Source organism: Caulobacter sp. D5, from assembly GCF_003185805.1.
Classification (GTDB): Bacteria; Pseudomonadota; Alphaproteobacteria; order Caulobacterales; family Caulobacteraceae; genus Caulobacter.
Window position 1 is genome coordinate 1 of the sequence record NZ_QHJY01000103.1, and the last position, 15,923, is coordinate 15,923.

The following is a 15,923-nucleotide window of genomic DNA, read 5'->3' on the forward strand; positions in this document are numbered from 1 at the left end:
GAGAGAGGGTTTCGGTGACCGTTCACCACCCTTTGCGGACCCGGATAGCGTCCGCTCACCGGGACAATGTCGGTGGCCGAGGAGGGCCCTGGCTCCAGGGCGGGCGTTAGGGGAGAAGGCGCTGAGCAGCCGGCAACCGGATCTCGATCCGCGCCCCGGCGTCGCTCGGCAAGATCGCGATCCGTCCGTCATGCGCCGCGACCGCCGAGTGGCAGATGGCCAGGCCCAGGCCCATGCCGCCGGACTTGGTCGTGTAGAAGGCGTCGAAGGCCCGCTCCGCCGCCTCCGGCGAAAAGCCCGGCCCGGTGTCGGTGATCTCGATCACCGCCTCGTCGCCCTCGCGGGCCGAGCGCACGGAAAGCCGCCGCACCGCGCCGCCGGCCATGGCCTGCACGCCGTTGAGCATCAGGTTGACCAGGGCCTGCTGCAGCACCACCCGGTCGCCGTGGACCACCGTCTCGCCGGCCTGAGCCTCAAGGACCAGTTCGACCCCGTGCTCGGCGACCTCGCGGGCCACGAAACGGGCCGACGCCGCCAGCAAGCCGTCCACGACTAGAGGCTCCCGCTCGGCGGGGGCGTGGGCGATCAGGCCGCGGATGCCGCGCACCACCTCGGCGGCGTGGGCGGCGGCGGTCACCACGTCGGCGACGGCGTCCTTGGCCTCGTCGAGGTCGGGCGTGTCGCGGTCGAGCCAGCGCTGGGCCGCGCCGGCGGCGTTGGAGATCGCCGCCAGCGGCTGGTTGACCTCGTGGGCGATCGAGGCCGACAGCACGCCCAGGGTCGCGGCCCGCAGGGCGTGCTCCAGCTCGGCGCGGGCGCGGTCCAGCCGCTCCTGCAGCCGCCGGCGTTCGGTCAGGTTGACGATCGAGGCCTGCACCCGGTCCAGCCCCCGGGCGTCGGCCGGGAAGTTCAGGGCCACGATCACCGGGATCAGCTCGCCGCTGCGGCTGCGCACCACCGTCTCGGTCTCGAAGCTGCGCCGACCCTCGCCGAAGGCGACCAGGAACTGGGCGAAGGTCTGGTCGGTCTCGGGCAGCAGCTCGTCCAGCCGGTCGAAGAAGTCGGCCTTGTCGGTCACGCCCATCATGGTCAGGGCCGTGGCGTTGACGTCGGTGATACGGACGCTGGCCTTGATCTGGCGGACGAGTTCGGGATGGCGCGCCAGATGGTCGGCCAGATCCGTCACCCCCTGGGCGCGGATGGCGTCGAGGGCGGCCTGCACCGGCCGGAAGTCGTGCTCCCAGATCGACACCGCCAGGGTGTTGAAGATCGTCCGGTAGCGGGCCTCGCTGAGGCTCAGGGTCCGGCGGGCCTGCTGGTTGCGCCCGGTGAGGAAGGCCGCCACGCCCAGGGCCGCCAGGCTGACCAGCAGCCGCAGGGTGGGGGCAAGGTGGGGCGCACGGCCGTGGGCGACGGCGAAGCTGATCGTGGCCAGGGCGGCGCAGGCCAGGGTCACGGCCCACAGCCGCCGGCCCGGCAGGTCCTCGCCGACCAGCAGCAGGACCAGCACGTAGAGCACGGCCACCGCGCTCGACAGCGGCGTGAAGGTGTCGACCACGAAGACGGCGGCGGCGATCGCGGCCGCGCCGCCCAGCCGCAGGCGGCGTCCCAGCGGCGAGCTGTCGGGCGAAGGGAAGGGCTGGGCGAGCATGGGAAACTTCATAGCCCGGCTTCCGCCTTCGCCGGGACCCCATACCAAGGTCTGGGGCGGGCCAACCAAGTCGGTACGCCCGGCCTACGTCCGTTCGGTGTCCCGATGTCATGGGGCGTCTCTAAGGTTGCGGTCATCAGAGGCGGCAGGAGGCCGGACCCATGTTGCGCGCCATCGAGACCCAAACCGTCGCCTCCAGTGCGCCCGTTTCTAGTCCCCCTCAGGCGATCTGGCTGCTGGAGCAGGCGCGAGCCGCCCTGGAGGACGACCTCGGCTCGGCGCGGGCGATGCTCGATCGACTGGCGGCGGTTCTGACCAATGCCCGCGAGGAGCGCAGCTTCCGGCCCAACTCGCCGGCCCGGGCCAGCGGTCCAGCCAGGGGCGGGCTGGCCGGCTGGCAGATCCGCGCCGTCGCCGCTCATGTCGAGGCCAATCTCGACGGCAGCCTGCACGTCGAGACCCTGGCGGCCCTGGTCGGGCTCAGCGCCAGCTACTTCTGCCGGGCCTTCAAGGTCAGCACCGGCGAGACCCCGCACGCCTGGATCATGCGCTGCCGGCTGGAGCACGCCCAGGGCCTGATGCTGGAGACCGCCGAGAGCCTGGCCCACATCGCCGCCGTCTGCGGCCTGGCCGACCAGGCCCACCTGACGCGGCTCTTCCGCCGTCACACGGGCCAGACGCCCCATGCCTGGCGGCGCGAGAACCGTCCGTGGAGCCGCGCCCTGGTCACGGGCTCGCTCGAGCGGGCCTGAGCCGAGGGGCGGAGCGTTCGGCGAGGATGGTTCGGGGCGCATGCGTCCTGCGTGAACACGCCGCCGCGGGACGTCTTGTCGAAACCCAGCATCGCGGCGCCGTACGGCCGAACCGTCCGAAAAAGCGCGGCCGTACAAGCCGGCGCCGCGCATCGCCAAGAGATCCTTCCCGTCCGGCGTCAGGATGTCGCCGACGATCCTTCCAGGAGACTAAAAGACCATGGACATCGAAACCGCCCGCTCGCGCCGCCTGGCCCCGCTGACCACGCCCACGGGTCTGGGCGAGGCCGCCGCCAAGGACATCTCGGCCGCCTTGACCGCGCTGCTGGCCGACGTCTTCGCGCTCTACCTCAAGACTAAGAACTTCCATTGGCACGTCTCGGGTCCGCACTTCCGCGACTACCACCTGATGTTCGACGAGCAGGGCGACGAGCTCTACGCCATGACCGACCCGATCGCCGAGCGCGTGCGCAAGCTGGGCGGCACGACCCTGCGCTCGATCGGCCATATCGCCCGCAGCCAGCGCGTGCTCGATAACGACGCCGACTATGTCGAGCCGAACGACATGCTGGCCGAGCTGCGCGACGACAACGGCGCCCTGGCCGCCGCCATGCGCGCCGCCCACAACGCCTGCGACGAACACGGCGACATCGCCACCGCCAGCCTGCTGGAAAACTGGATCGACGAGACCGAAAAGCGCGTCTGGTTCCTGTTCGAGGCCGGTCGCCGCGACCGCGCCTGAAGCCTTTCGGACCGACATCGCAAAGCGCTTTCCCGGAGGCCCTGGGGGAGCGCTTTTTCGTGTCCGGAATCCTGGCGCATCGGGCGTTTGAACGTTTCGATCGGGGCTTTGCCGGGCGTTGCGGCGCGGGTCCTTGGTCGAAGGCTTCACGGCGCCTGGAGCCTAAACACCGGCATGGGGTGCAAGCGGCGAGGGGGCTCGGCCCCTAGCGTCCACCCGTCGTCGGCGAGCGCCGGCGGCCGGGCGGCCCACCGGGCGCGCCTCGAGTTCCATGAAGCCCGCGGAGTTCCCATGCCGACCATCACCACGCCCGACGGCGCCGAGATCTACTACAAGGACTGGGGCGCCGGTCCGGTCGTGTTCTTCAGCCACGGCTGGCCGCTCAGCGCCGACATGTGGGAATATCAGATGATGTTCCTGGCCTCGCGCGGCTTCCGCGTGATCGCCCACGACCGCCGGGGCTTCGGCCGCTCCAGCCAGCCGTGGGAAGGCTACGACTACGACACCTTCGCCGACGACATCGCCGCCGTGCTCGACCATCTCGACGTCAGGGACGTCACCCTGGTCGGCTTCTCGATGGGCGGCGGCGACGTGGCCCGCTACATCGGCAAGCACGGAACCGCCCGCGTGGCCAAGGCGGCCCTGATCAGCGCCGTGACCCCGATCTTCGGCAAGACCGACGACCACCCCGAAGGCGTCGACAGGTCGGTGTTCGACTGGATCCGCAACGGCGTCCTGGCCGACCGGGCCGACTTCATCGACAAGTTCGGGGCGCTGTTCTACGGCACGAACCACCATCCGGAAGCCGCGTCGCCGGCCTTGCTGGCCCAGACCCTGCAGATCGCCATGCAGGGCTCGATCAAGGCTGCCCACGACTGCGTCACGGCCTTCTCCGAGACCGACTTCCGCCCCGATGTCGTGAAGTTCACGGTGCCCACCCTGGTCGTGCATGGCGACGACGACCAGGTCGTGCCTCTGGCGGCCACCGGCCAGCTGGCCCACGCCCTGATCCCCGGCTCGATCCTGAAGGTCTATCCGGGCGCGCCCCACGCCCTGGTCGTCACCCACAAGGACCAGTTCAACCAGGACCTGCTGGCCTTCCTGCAGGCCTGAGGCCCCGGCGCCGTCCGCCCGCGCGGGCGGCGCCGCCACTCTCCGAGAGGCTCCGTCGTGACCGACATCCAGAAACTGGCCGTCAGCACGGCCGCCGCGGCCATGTTCGCCCTTGCGGCCTTCGTCGCGGTGATCCCCCATGGCCATCCGGCCGGTTCCGCCGTTTCCGTTCAAGACGCCGTCCAGGGACGTCCCCCGAACTAGAGCCTCGCCGCCAGGAAGCCCCCATGACCAAGCCGCTCGCCGCCGACGATCCCTACGCCCGCACCGCCCAGATCTTTCCGGTGCTGACGCCGGAGCAGACCGAGCGGCTGGCGGCCTACGGCGCCGAGGAGGTCATCGTCCCCGGCCAGGTGCTGTTCCGCCGCGGCGATCGCCGGGCCGACTTCTTCCTGGTGCTCGAAGGCAAGGTCGGGATCACCCGCACCGGCGAGGTCGGCGACGACGAGATCATCACCGTCCATGGTCCCGGCCAGTTCAGCGGCGAGCTCGACCAGGTCAGCGCCCGCGCCCTGCTGGTCGGGGCGGTGGTGGTGGCGCCCGGCCGGGTGGTGCGCGTCGCCCACAAGGACGTCGCCCACATGATGGCCGCCGAGCCCGACATCGGCGAGATCATCATGCGGGCCTTCATCCTGCGGCGCATGGGCTTCCTGCATCACGGCCAGGTCGGCATCGTGCTGATCGGCCGGCCCGACGATCCCGACACCCTGCGCATCGAGCGCTTCGCCGTGCGCAACGGCTATCCCCTGCGGCTGGTCGACGCCGACAACGATCCGGACGCTTCCAGCTGCCTTGGCCAGCACGGCCTGACCCTGGGCGACCTGCCGGCGGTGGTCACGCCCGACCGGGTGGTGATGCTCAATCCCGAGACCACCGTCCTGGCCGACCGCCTGGGCATGACCGAGCGCTTCGACCCCGACCAGGTGTTCGACGTCGCCGTGGTCGGAGCCGGACCGGCGGGCCTGTCGGCGGCGACCTACGCGGCCTCGGAGGGCCTCTCCACCGTGATCATCGAAGGCCTGGCGCCCGGCGGGCAGGCCGGGGCCAGTTCCAAGATCGAGAACTATCTGGGCTTCCCGACGGGGATCTCCGGCCAGGCCCTGGCCGGCCGCGCCCAGGTCCAGGCCCAAAAGTTCGGCGCCCGGCTGGCGGTGTCGCGGGCCGTGGTCGGCGTCGATTGCGAGCGCCATCCCTACCGGCTGAAGCTTGAGGACGGCCAGACCTTGCAGGCCCTTTCGGTGGTGATCGCCTCGGGCGCCCGCTACCGCAAGCTCGACGTGCCGGACTACGACCGCTTCGACGGCCAGGCGATCCACTACGCCGCCACGGCCATGGAGTCCGACCTCTGTCGCGGACAGTCGGTCGTCGTGGTCGGCGGCGGCAATTCAGCCGGCCAGGCGGCGATGTTCCTCTCCCGCACCGTCGGTCACGTGCACATGCTGGTGCGCGGCGAGGGCCTGGCGGCGACCATGTCGGACTATCTGGTCCAGCGCATCGAAAGCTCGGCTCGCATCACCCTGCATCCGTTTAGCGAGGTCACCCGCCTGGAGGGCGAGCGCACCCTGCGCCGCATCGGCTGGACCGACCGCAAGACGGGCGAGGAGACGCTCGTCGACGCCGGCGCCCTGTTCGTGATGATCGGCGCCGAGCCCAACACCGACTGGCTGGCCGGCTGTTTCGACCTCGACCAGCAGGGCTTCGTCCTGACCGGCGAAAGCGGCGTCGCCGGCGCCCGCTCGGCCTACGAGACCGAGAAACTGGGCATCTACGCCGTCGGCGATGTGCGCTCGGGCTCGATCAAGCGCGTGGCGGCGGGAGTAGGCGAGGGCTCGGTCGTGGTCTCGGCCATCCACCGGCACCTGGAGGAGGTGCGGGCGACGGCCCAGGAAACAGCCTGATCTCCCCAAGGTCGTCATCCCGGCCGCAGCGCGCAGCGCGGAGAGCCGGGACCCAGGGGCCACGGCGATGCGCTGGCCGGCGTCGGGCGATGATCCAGGCGCGGAGCCCGGTCCCCTAGGTCCCGGATAGCCGCTTCGCGGCTTCCGGGATGACGAACGTTGGAAGCTGCGATTTGGGCAAAGCCGCTACCCCTCCACCCACTTCTTGATCGGGCGGGGATGCGGCGTCTTGTACTCGGAAAGATCGAACGAGACCTCGTCGACATAGCACCAGCCCCAGCCCTCGGGCGGGTCGTAGCCTTCGATGATCGGGTGGTCGGTCGCCTTGAAGTGGGCCGTGGCGTGGCGGCCGGGCGACTGGTCGCAGCAGCCGACATGTCCGCAGGCCCGGCACAGGCGCAGGTGAACCCACCAGCCGCCGGTCTTGAGGCAGTCTTCGCAGCCGTCGGCGCTGGGCGTGACGACGACGATGGTCGAAAGGTGCGAGCAGCTCATCGGACCGGCCTTCCTGGTGCGGGCGTCGAGCCCACCATGCACCCAAGTCAGCCGCCGGGCTTGCGCGATCTCGCCCCGGCTTGCTCCGGACGATCCCGCCCCGGACGCAAGTCGCGTCCAGGGCGGGGCCGACGTCAGAAGTCGTAGGTGATGCGGGCGTAGTAGTAGCCGCCGTTGATCCCGAACGGCGAGAAGCTGGGATACTTCGCCACCCCCGGATTGCCGGCCGCGACCGAGGCGGCCGTGCCGGCGGCGTTCAGCTCCTCGGGATAGACGTCGAACAGGTTGTTGGCTCCCAGCGCCACCTTCAGCCCGTCGGTGACGCGATAGGACAGTTCCAGGTCGGTGATCAGGTGCGACTTGATCTCGTCCTTGAAGTAGGTCCCGTTGACGTTGGTGTAGGCCCAGGCCTTGCCGTACAGGGTGTTGACCAGGTTCACCGTCCAGCGGTCGTTCGTGTAGACCGCCGACAGATTGGCCTTGTAGCGCGGCGAGGCGTGCTCGAGGAACGCGATCGCCGCCTTGTCGTAGAGCACCGACCCGCCCAGGCCCGAGGGCGGGGCCGCGATGCGGGTGACCTTGGTCTGGTTGACGTTGACGCCCAGGGTCCAGTCGATCTTCCCGAACTCGCCCAGGTCGGTCCAGGTCGTGGCCAGGGCCTCGACGCCGCGGGTGCGGGTGTCCAGGCCGTTGGAGAACAGGTTGATGCCGGTGGTGCCGACCGACGGGTCCAGCACGTTGCCGTTGGCGGCGATGGCGTTGGTGATGGCCGCGTTGACCACCGTCCCGCTGATCTTGCCGTAGAGCGCGCCGCTGCCGACGATGCGGTCCTCGATCTTAATCTGGTAGGCGTCGATGGTCAGCGACACCCGGGGCAGGGGCTCGGCCACGATGCCGACGCTGAGATTGGTCGACTTTTCCGGATCCAGGCCGTCGACGCCCAGCAGCTTGGCCCCCGCCGATCCCGGCGCCAGCTGCACGAAGGCGGTGGTCGGCGAGACGTTGGTGGCCGAGTAGTAGAGTTCGGCCAGGGTCGGCGCCCGGAAGCCGGTGCTGACCGTGCCGCGCACCGCAAACGCCGGGGTGAAGTCGTAGCGGCCGGTCAGCTTGGCGATGTCGGCCGAGCCGAAGTCGCTGAACTTCTCGTGGCGCACGGCGAAGTCGAGCTTCAGGTTCTCGACCGGCGAGACGGCGAGGTCGGCATAGGCCGCCCAGCTGTCGCGGTCGTGCTCGCCGGCGTCGGTCAGGGCGAAGCCCGGATAGGACTGCGAGCCGGACTTGTAGCGCGAGGCGTAGTCGCCGGCCTTGATCTCGTAGGTCTCGTTGCGCTGCTCCAGCCCCAGGGCCAGCGTCAGCGGCGAGGCCCAGCCGACCTCGAACTCGCGGCTGAGATCCAGGTTGTTGGTCCACTGGCTGAAGATGAAGTCGCCGGCGTGGAAGTCGGTCGGGGTCGCGCCGGTGTCGGTATAGAGCTGGATGTTGGCCGAGTTGCGCACCCGCACCTCGTGGTCGTCGCGGCCGTAGGTGCTGGAGAGGTCATAGCGCCAGCCGCCGAAGACCTCGCCCTTGATCCCGCCGGTCAGGGCGCCGTCCTTCTCCAGCGTCTCCAGCCGTGGGCTGAAGCCCTTGGGGTAGACGGCCGGCAGGCGGTTGGGCAGGCGGTAGTTCTCGTAGGCCGTGGCCTTCTTCACGCCGTAGGTGCCGAAGGCGTAGACCTCGACCGCCTCGCTGGCCTTCCAGCCGGCCGAGGCCGTGCCGACGTTCAGCTGATAGCGGGCGTCGCCGGCGATCTGGTTCACATAGGGATAGCCGGCCAGGGCCGAGGGCCAGGTGGGATTGGCGGTCACCGCCGAGGTGGAGGTGACGCGCGCGTCGGGATTGCCGCTGAAGCTGAAGTCGTGGAAGCGGTTCTCCAGCGTCACGTTCACATAGGCGCCCGGCGCCGGGGCGAAGCCGGCGTTGGCCGACAGGCTGTAGGTCTCGCCGTCGTTCTTGTAGTAGGCGCCGCCGGTGGCCGAGGCGCTGCCGCCGTGGTCGGCGTCCTTGAGGATGATGTTGATCACCCCGGCGATGGCGTCGGTGCCGTACTGGGCCGCGGCGCCGTCGGTCAGCACCTCGATGCGGGCGATCGAGGCGGTCGGGATGAAGTTGAGGTCTGCGCCGGCCGAGCCCTGGTAGGCGCCCGCCAGCACGGCGAGGTTGGCGGTGCCGTGGCGGCGCTTGCCGTTGATCAGCACCAGGGTGTGGTTCGCGCTCAGCCCCCGCAGGCGCGCCGACAGGGTCAGGTTGGCCGCGTCGCCGCCGAAGGCCTGGGCGGTGAACGAAGGCACCAGGTTGCTGAGCGCCAGGCGCAGATCGGGCTGGCCGGTGCGGGCCAGGGCGTCCTCGGCGATCACCTGCACGGGCGCCGGGCTGTCCACCGCGCGGCCGCCGGTCTGGCGCGTGCCGGTGACGATCACGCCCTCGACCGAGGCGGCGTCGGGCGCGGGTTCCGGCGCGACGGGATCGGCGAAGGCCGTACCCCAGACGGCCAACGACAAGGCGAGCGCCGACGCGCCCAGAATTTGGGTTTTCATCTTATCCCCCGATGAAAGTTTCAGATTGTTGGGAAAGGTGCGCGATCGGCCGGGAAAGCGGCCCCCGTCGCGCGGCGGGTGCTGTTACGTCGCGGAGCCGGTCAGCGGACCTTGGCGGCGACGAATTCGATCTCGACCAGGGCGCCGGGCAGCACCAGGCCGGCCACCTTCACCGTGCTGCGGGCGGGCTTGTTGGGCTGAGTGGTGGTTCCGAAGACCTCGCTCCAGGCCTTGTTGAGACCTGCGAAGTCGATCTCGCCGCCCTTGGCCGGGTCGCCGACCATGAAGACGGTGGCCTTGACCACGTCGCCGTGCCCCAGGCCCTCGGCCTTCAGCGCCGCTTCCAGCTTCGAGAGCACCGAGCGGGTCTGGGCCTCGGTGTCGCCGGGCTTGGCCTTGTCGGCGATGGTCGGCAGGGCGCCGCTCAGGAACACCAGCTCGGTTCCGGCCGGCACGGCCACCGACGGGGTGATGGCGATCGCGCCCGACGACGGCGCGCGGCGGATCTCGGCGGCGTTTGCAGAGCCCGCCGCGAAGGCGGCGGTCAGAACAAGAGCGAAGGCGAGCTTGCGGATCATGGATGGGTCTCCGTTCGGGAAAGGGTGAGCCCGTCGGCGCGGACGCGCTGGGCGATCAGGCCGACCGTGCGGCGAGCGGCGGCGACGCCGCCCTCCTGCCAGCTGGGCAGCTGCGAAAGATGGGCGCCGGACAGGAAGATCCGGCCCTGCGGCTGGTTGAGCAGGCGGTAGGCGGCCGGGTCGTTGCCGTCGCCCTCCCAGTGGATCCACGGGCCGAGGTTGAAGGCCTGGCGGTTCCAGTCGATCACCAACGGCGCGGTCGGCTCGCGACCCTTGCCGGGATGCAGCTTGTCGATCGCCGCGCGGGTCAGGGCCACCTGCTCTTCGAAGCTGCGAGCCTGGAAGGCGCGGGCCGGCGCGCCGACGGTGTAGGCGCCGACCAGCAGGCCGCGCGGCTGGTGGAAGCCGGCGCTGGGATACCAGACCAGGGTGGTCTCGCCGCCGACGAACGACAGCCCGCCATAGATCTGCTCGGCCTCCCAGAAGCGCGGGGCGTCGAAGGCCACCTTGGTGGCGTTGTCGTATTTGGCGCCGGCGATGGCGGCGGTGACCTCGGCCGGCAGATCGTTCGGGATCTTGGCCAGGATCGGCAGCGGCACGGTGACGACCAGATAGTCGGCGGTCAGCTTGCGGGCCGCGCCGCTCTTGCGGTCGCGGATCGCCACCTCGGCGACCTTCGGCGTCTGGCGCAAGGCGGTGACCTCGGCGCCCAGCAGCACGGGACCCTTCAGCGCCTTGTGCAAAGCCTTGGGGATGGCGTCCATGCCGCCCGTGGGCTCCAGCATGGTCGCCTGCATGAGGATGTTCTCCTCGAACAGGGCGTAGGGCAGCGCCTCGTCCGACAGCAGGTCGCGCAGGGGCAGGGGCGGGCGGGCCACGCCTCGCTGCTCGGCCGCGCCGGGCGTCGTCACATAGCCCGAGCGTTCCGAGCCCCTGTAGGCGCCGCCAGCGTCGAGATCGCCATAGGTCTTCAGGAAGGCCAGCAGCCGTTCCCTGTCCGGCGCGGTCAGCTCCTGGTCCAGGCCGCCGCCGCGTGTCGCCTTGGCCAGCAGTTCGGAAAGGCCGCCGCGCAGGTCGTTGATCGCCTGGCGCTGCTGCACCGGCTTGCCGCCGAACGACGCGTCCGACTGCAGCAGGCTGCTGCGGCTGGAATTGACCTCCACCTCCAGCGGCACGCCCAGCGTCCGCGCGTAGGACAGCACGCCCTGGTGATGGCTGGGCAGGCGGGCGGGGCCGGCGTTGAAATAGAGGCCGGGCGAGAAGCCGGCGGTCTGGCTGGGACGGTCGATGGTCTCGACGCGATCGCCGCCGCGGATGGTCCAGTTGCGACCGCCGACCCGTTCGCGGGCCTCGACGACGGTCACCGAGAAGCCGGCGCGCTCCAGCTCGTAGGCCGCGACCAGGCCGGCGATGCCGGCGCCGAGCACCACGACCGAGCGGCCCTTGCCGAAGTCGCGCGGCAGGTCCGGCGCGTCCTGCGCGAAGGCGCTGGATGTCAGGCCCAGGCCCTGGAGCGCCGCATAGCCGGCGGCGAAACCGCCCAGGGTGAACGCGCGGGTGATGAACGAACGACGACTGACCAAGACCGGAAACGCCCCTGAATGAACCTCCCCCTAAAAGCGGCCGCCGCCGAAGCGGCGGCCATGAGTGAACGCGGGGAAGTCGCCAAAGAAGGAAGCGTCGGCTTGCGTCGCTCCCGAGACCATTGCTGGGCGCCGGCTACCGCTCTCGGTATTCAGAAAAACTACAGTGGCTTGTCGTTGTTCTCCCGCCAAATCCTCGCAAGTCTCCTTCGTTGTTGATTTTTATGACTTATCGAGTGGTCTCGACGATAAGTTTTCGTCGCATTCCGGCTTATGAGTAATTGCGTTCGTTCTATTGCGATCGGTGATGTTTGGCGCGGCTCATCCGGCGTGTTGAGCCACGCTTGAGCATCGAGGCGTGTTTGGCTTGTCCGCAACCTTCGGTGAGAGTTTTTCTGCCCACACGGCGAGATTATCGGCCGTGCGGACGGGGAGGAGGCGGGCTTAGGATTTTCGCCATCGACGTGAAAAAGCTTCAGGAGAAGCCGATGTCCGACCGCAAGCCGCACCCCGAAACCCTGGCCCTGCACGCGGGCTGGCGGGCCGACCCGACCACCGGCGCGGTGGCCCCGCCGCTCTACCAGACCACGTCCTACCAGTTCCAGAGCGCCGACCACGCGGCCGACCTCTTCGCCCTGCGCCAGCTGGGCAACATCTATACCCGCATCGGCAACCCGACGATCGACATCCTCGAGCAGCGCCTCGCCGCGCTGGAGGGCGGGGCGGCCGCCCTGGCCGTGGCGTCGGGCCAGGCGGCTTCCGCCTTCGCCATCCAGAACCTGGCCCGGGCCGGCGACAACATCGTCAGCTCGACCGACCTCTACGGCGGCACCTGGAACCTGTTCGCCAACACCCTGCGCGACCAGGGGATCGAGGTCCGTTTCGTCGATCCGGAGGATCCCGAGTCCTTCGCCCGCGCCACCGACGAGCGCACGCGGGCCTATTACGCCGAGACCCTGCCCAATCCGAAGCTGACGGTCTTTCCGATCGCCGAGGTCGCCGCCATCGGCCGCAAGCTGGGCGTGCCGCTGATCGTCGACAACACCGCAGCGCCCCTGCTGGCCCAGCCGCTGGAGCATGGCGCGGCCATCGTCGTCTATTCGACCACCAAGTACATCGGCGGCCACGGCACCTCGATCGGCGGCGTCATCATCGACGGCGGCAATTTCGACTGGCAGGCCCATCCCGAGCGCCAGCCGACGCTCAACACCCCCGACCCCAGCTATCATGGCGCGGTCTGGAGCGAGGCGGCCAAGCCGCTGGGACCGATCGCCTACATCCTGCGGGCCCGCACCGTGCTGCTGCGCGACCTGGGTTCGGCCCTGTCGCCGTTCAACGCCTTCCAGATCCTGCAAGGGCTGGAGACCCTGCCGCTGCGCATCGCCCGCCATTCGCAGAACGCCCAGGCCGTCGCCGACCACCTGGCCAACCATCCCGACGTCATCCGGGTGATCCACCCCTCGGCCCAGGACGGTCTGCGCCGCCAGCGCGCGGATCGCTATCTCTCAGGCGGCTATGGCGGCCTGGTCGGTTTTGAGCTGGCCGGCGGGCGCGAGGCCGGGCGGCGGTTCATCGACAGCCTGAAGCTGTTCTACCACGTGGCCAATATCGGCGATGCGCGCAGCCTGGCCATCCATCCGGCCTCGACTACCCACTCCCAGCTCAGCGCCGAAGACCAGGCCGCCACCGGCGTCTCCGACGGCTATGTGCGGCTGTCGGTGGGTCTGGAGCACATCGACGACATCCTCGCCGACCTCGACCAGGCTCTGGCGACGGCGCGGGAGTTGCCCGCCGCAGCGGAGTGATCCTCCGCGCATGAAGAAGCCCCGCCAGGCGGATCGCTTGGCGGGGCTTTTTGTTTTTGGAACAAAGCTCTAGCTTAAAATTCTCGTCATTAAGAACCTCGGTCGTTTTAAACCGAGCATCCCCGCGAAGGCGGGGATCCAAGCCGAGTCCGCAGGTGATCCGCGACCGTGCCCCATCCTGAAAGTCAGCTTGGATCCCCGCCTTCGCGGGGATTTGACGGATGGGGGCTGTCAGCCAAAGAATACCGATTGGCTTTAGCCCCGAGCGACTTCCGCTCCCCCCAACCCCGCCAGCCCCCGGTTCCACGCCACTAGCGGCGCGGCCGGGGTGAATGCGAACCTCTCTGCCTCGACGATGAAGACCGAGTGGCTGCCGGTGTCGATCACCGCGTCGACGAAGCATTCGGCCCGCGCGATCCCGCCCCGGAAGGTCGGCGGCGCGCCGGGCTGCAGCCGCCAGCGCTCCGGCGCGAACCGCTCGGCCGCCCGCGATCCGCTGGCGAAGCGCAGGGCCTCCTCCTTGTCGTCCGCCGCCAGCAGCGACACCGACAGGGCGGGGCGGCGGAGGAGGGCGTCGTGACACCCCGCCTCCTTGCGCACGCAGAACAGGAAGCGCGGCGGCTCGACAGACAGCCCGGTGATCGAGCTGACCAGCAGGCCGCGCGGCGCCTGCCCGTCCCAGCAGGAGACGATGGCGACGCCGCTCGCGAGGTGCGCGAGCACGTCCCTGAAGTCTGGGGGGGTAAAGGTGGCGGCCGGGGCTTCCCCCGCCGCCGCGGCGTCGTAGCGGGCCATCAGCTGGCCGCCGCCGCCGGTTGGGCCTCGCGTTGGGCTTCGCGCTCGGCCACCAGCCTGCGCACCAGCGGCAGCAGGTCGCGGCCGTAGGCGACGGCGTCCTCGACCGGATCGAAGCCGCGGATCAGGAAGGTGGTGACGCCCAGGTCGTAGTAGTCGAGCAGGGCCTCGGCCACCTGCTGCGGCGTGCCCACCAGGCCCGTGGAATTGCCGGCCGCGCCGGTGACGGCGGCGACGCCCGTCCACAGCCGCTTGTCGAGGCGGGACCCTTGCGCAGCCGCGTCCAGCAGGCGCTGAGAGCCGGCGTTGGGCGGGTGGTGGCCGCTGGTCGGCAGGCCGGCGGCCTCGCGCAGGGCCTTGGCCTTGGTCACGATCTCGTCGGCGCGGGCCCAGGCGGCTTCTTCGGTGTCGGCGATGATCGGGCGCAGCGACAGCGAGAACTTCACCTGGCGGCCGTGCCTGGCGGCGGCGTGGCGCACGCGGGCGATGGTCTCGGCGACCTGGGCCTGGGTCTCGCCCCAAAGGGCGAAGATGTCGGCGTGCTTGCCGGCCACCGGGATCGCCGCTTCCGACGAGCCGCCGAAATAGACCGGGATCTGCGGCGCGCGCAGCGGCTTCACCGCGCCGAAGCCCTGGTCGACCTGGTAGTACTCGCCCTTGTAGTCGAACGGCTTTTCGCTGGTCCATTCGGCGCGGACGATGTCGAGATATTCGCTGGTGCGGGCGTAGCGCTCGTCCTTGGTCAGGTGGTCGCCGTCCTTGGCCAGTTCCTCGTCCGAGCCGCCGGTGATGATGTGCACCGCCACCCGGCCGCCGGTGAAGTGGTCCAGCGTCGCCAGCTGTCGCGCCGCCAGGGTCGGGGCGGTGAAGCCCGGCCGGTGGGCGATCATGAACTTCAGGTTCTTGGTCACCGAAGCCGCGTGCGCCACCACCAGCTGGCTTTCCGGGCCGGTCGAGTGGAAGGCGACGAGGGCGCGGTCGAAGCCGCCCTCGTCATGGGCGCGGGCGATCGTCTCGACATAGTCGACGTCGATGACCGGGCCGGCCGGCGGGTGGATCTCGGAGACGTTCTGGGGGTGGATGATACCGATGAATTCGACGCTCATGGGGGAAGCTCCTGAGGGTTCGAGAAAGGGGAGTCAGATGGCGTGGGTGGTCGCCTGGGCCGTCTCCTTGCGCAGGGCGCGGACGACGGAGGGGCGGGCGAAGGCGCGGGCGGCCTTGGCGCTCCAGGCGGGATAGGCGGAAAGGTCGATCTGCCGGCGCTCGCCCCAGCGCCAGATCACCAGGGCGTAGGCGTCGACGGCGCTGAAGTGATCGCCCAGCAGCCAGGGACCCGGCGCCTGGGCCAGCCGCTCGATGTCGGCCAGGGTGCGGGCGAAGCGGGCCTCGCCGGGCGTGGCCAGGGCGGCCTTCACCGCCTCGTCGTCGGCGTAGCGCTCTGGCCGGGCGATCTGGGCGAAGGCCACGTGCACCGTGCTGGCGAACCAGCTCATCACCTCGTAGGCGTGGGCCAGCTTCAGCGGCTCCAGCAGCGGCAGGAGTTCGCTGTGCGGGTAGCGGTGCGCCAGATAGGTCAGGATGGCCAGCACCTCGGTCACCGGCTCGCCGTCCACCGCCAGGGTCGGCACCCGGCCCTTGGGATTGACCTTCAGGTAGTCTGGCTTGCGCTGGTCGCCGGCGGCGAGATCCAGGCGCTGGACCTCGTAGGCGACGCCGATCTCCTCCAGGGCCACGAGCGGGGCCAGGGAGGAGCTGCCGGGAGCGATATAGAGGGTCAGGGGCATGGGGCTGGACCTCAGATCACGAAGAAGCCGTGCGACCCGTCGCGGGCCAGCTGGTCGACCAGGCCGAACTCCCAGTCCAGATAGGCCTGCATGGCTTCGGCGGCGTTGTCGGTGCCCTCGTAGGGGCGCTTGTAGACGTCGGGCGGGT

At 70.0% G+C, this 15,923-nt stretch carries 14 protein-coding genes and 1 pseudogene; 7 read left to right on the plus strand and 8 right to left on the minus strand.

Features of this window, described 5'->3' with window-relative positions; genetic code table 11:
- Window positions 1-106: 106 nt before the first annotated feature.
- Window positions 107-1,651 carry a sensor histidine kinase gene (locus DMC18_RS07760; RefSeq protein WP_146218006.1) on the minus strand — a complete coding sequence of 515 codons (1,545 nt, stop codon included), beginning with the start codon at window positions 1,649-1,651 and terminating at the stop codon, window positions 107-109.
- Between the two features lie 161 nt (window positions 1,652-1,812).
- On the opposite strand from DMC18_RS07760, the gene DMC18_RS07765 reads away from it, so the two are divergent.
- The 6 genes and pseudogenes from DMC18_RS07765 to DMC18_RS27265 form a co-directional block, all read left to right on the plus strand.
- Window positions 1,813-2,403, plus strand: coding sequence for a helix-turn-helix transcriptional regulator (locus tag DMC18_RS07765; protein ID WP_110118693.1), 591 nt, complete (start codon window positions 1,813-1,815; stop codon window positions 2,401-2,403).
- 220 nt (window positions 2,404-2,623) lie between these two features.
- Window positions 2,624-3,145, plus strand: a complete 522-nt coding sequence (locus DMC18_RS07770) for a Dps family protein (protein ID WP_110118694.1) — start codon at window positions 2,624-2,626, stop codon at window positions 3,143-3,145.
- A 291-nt stretch (window positions 3,146-3,436) separates the two neighbouring features.
- A complete protein-coding gene (locus DMC18_RS07775) occupies window positions 3,437-4,258 on the plus strand; it encodes an alpha/beta fold hydrolase (protein WP_110118695.1) in 822 nt (273 codons plus the stop codon).
- Window positions 4,259-4,315: 57 nt separating this feature from the next.
- Window positions 4,316-4,462: a hypothetical protein gene (locus tag DMC18_RS25940; RefSeq protein WP_158285879.1), complete on the plus strand. Its 147-nt coding sequence runs from the start codon at window positions 4,316-4,318 to the stop codon at window positions 4,460-4,462.
- Between the two features lie 23 nt (window positions 4,463-4,485).
- Entirely contained in the window at window positions 4,486-6,156 is a 1,671-nt protein-coding gene (locus DMC18_RS07780) for an FAD-dependent oxidoreductase (protein WP_110118696.1), read from the plus strand.
- Between the two features lie 34 nt (window positions 6,157-6,190).
- A pseudogene (locus tag DMC18_RS27265) lies at window positions 6,191-6,286 on the plus strand (hypothetical protein); the annotation flags it as partial.
- Between the two features lie 56 nt (window positions 6,287-6,342).
- On the opposite strand, the gene DMC18_RS07785 reads toward DMC18_RS27265, so the two are convergent.
- The 4 genes from DMC18_RS07785 to DMC18_RS07800 form a co-directional block, all read right to left on the minus strand.
- Window positions 6,343-6,651: a UBP-type zinc finger domain-containing protein gene (locus tag DMC18_RS07785; protein WP_110118697.1), complete on the minus strand. Its 309-nt coding sequence runs from the start codon at window positions 6,649-6,651 to the stop codon at window positions 6,343-6,345.
- Between the two features lie 134 nt (window positions 6,652-6,785).
- Window positions 6,786-9,227 carry a TonB-dependent siderophore receptor gene (locus DMC18_RS07790; protein ID WP_110132822.1) on the minus strand — a complete coding sequence of 814 codons (2,442 nt, stop codon included), beginning with the start codon at window positions 9,225-9,227 and terminating at the stop codon, window positions 6,786-6,788.
- Between the two features lie 101 nt (window positions 9,228-9,328).
- Window positions 9,329-9,805 (minus strand): Rid family hydrolase, encoded by a 477-nt coding sequence (locus DMC18_RS07795; protein ID WP_110118699.1) that lies wholly within the window; start codon window positions 9,803-9,805, stop codon window positions 9,329-9,331.
- The gene (locus DMC18_RS07800) at window positions 9,802-11,388 is read right to left on the minus strand and encodes an FAD-dependent oxidoreductase (RefSeq protein WP_199228360.1); all 1,587 of its coding nucleotides are present in this window, start codon (window positions 11,386-11,388) and stop codon (window positions 9,802-9,804) included. Before DMC18_RS07800 ends, DMC18_RS07795 begins: the two co-directional genes overlap by 4 nt.
- 488 nt (window positions 11,389-11,876) lie before the next feature.
- On the opposite strand from DMC18_RS07800, the gene DMC18_RS07805 reads away from it, so the two are divergent.
- The gene (locus DMC18_RS07805; protein ID WP_110132823.1) at window positions 11,877-13,193 is read left to right on the plus strand and encodes an O-acetylhomoserine aminocarboxypropyltransferase/cysteine synthase family protein; all 1,317 of its coding nucleotides are present in this window, start codon (window positions 11,877-11,879) and stop codon (window positions 13,191-13,193) included.
- Window positions 13,194-13,448: 255 nt separating this feature from the next.
- Here DMC18_RS07805 and DMC18_RS07810 read toward each other — a convergent pair whose 3' ends face one another.
- Genes DMC18_RS07810 through DMC18_RS07820 form a run of 3 tightly spaced genes read right to left on the minus strand, consistent with a single transcriptional unit; the run spans window position 13,449 to window position 15,775 of the window.
- Window positions 13,449-13,988, minus strand: a complete 540-nt coding sequence (locus tag DMC18_RS07810) for a flavin reductase family protein (RefSeq protein WP_110118921.1) — start codon at window positions 13,986-13,988, stop codon at window positions 13,449-13,451.
- Window positions 13,988-15,094 carry an LLM class flavin-dependent oxidoreductase gene (locus tag DMC18_RS07815; RefSeq protein ID WP_110118922.1) on the minus strand — a complete coding sequence of 369 codons (1,107 nt, stop codon included), beginning with the start codon at window positions 15,092-15,094 and terminating at the stop codon, window positions 13,988-13,990. The genes DMC18_RS07810 and DMC18_RS07815 overlap by 1 nt, the downstream gene beginning before the upstream one ends.
- Before the next feature lie 33 nt (window positions 15,095-15,127).
- Entirely contained in the window at window positions 15,128-15,775 is a 648-nt protein-coding gene (locus DMC18_RS07820; RefSeq protein WP_110118923.1) for a glutathione S-transferase family protein, read from the minus strand.
- Window positions 15,776-15,923 lie beyond the last annotated feature (148 nt).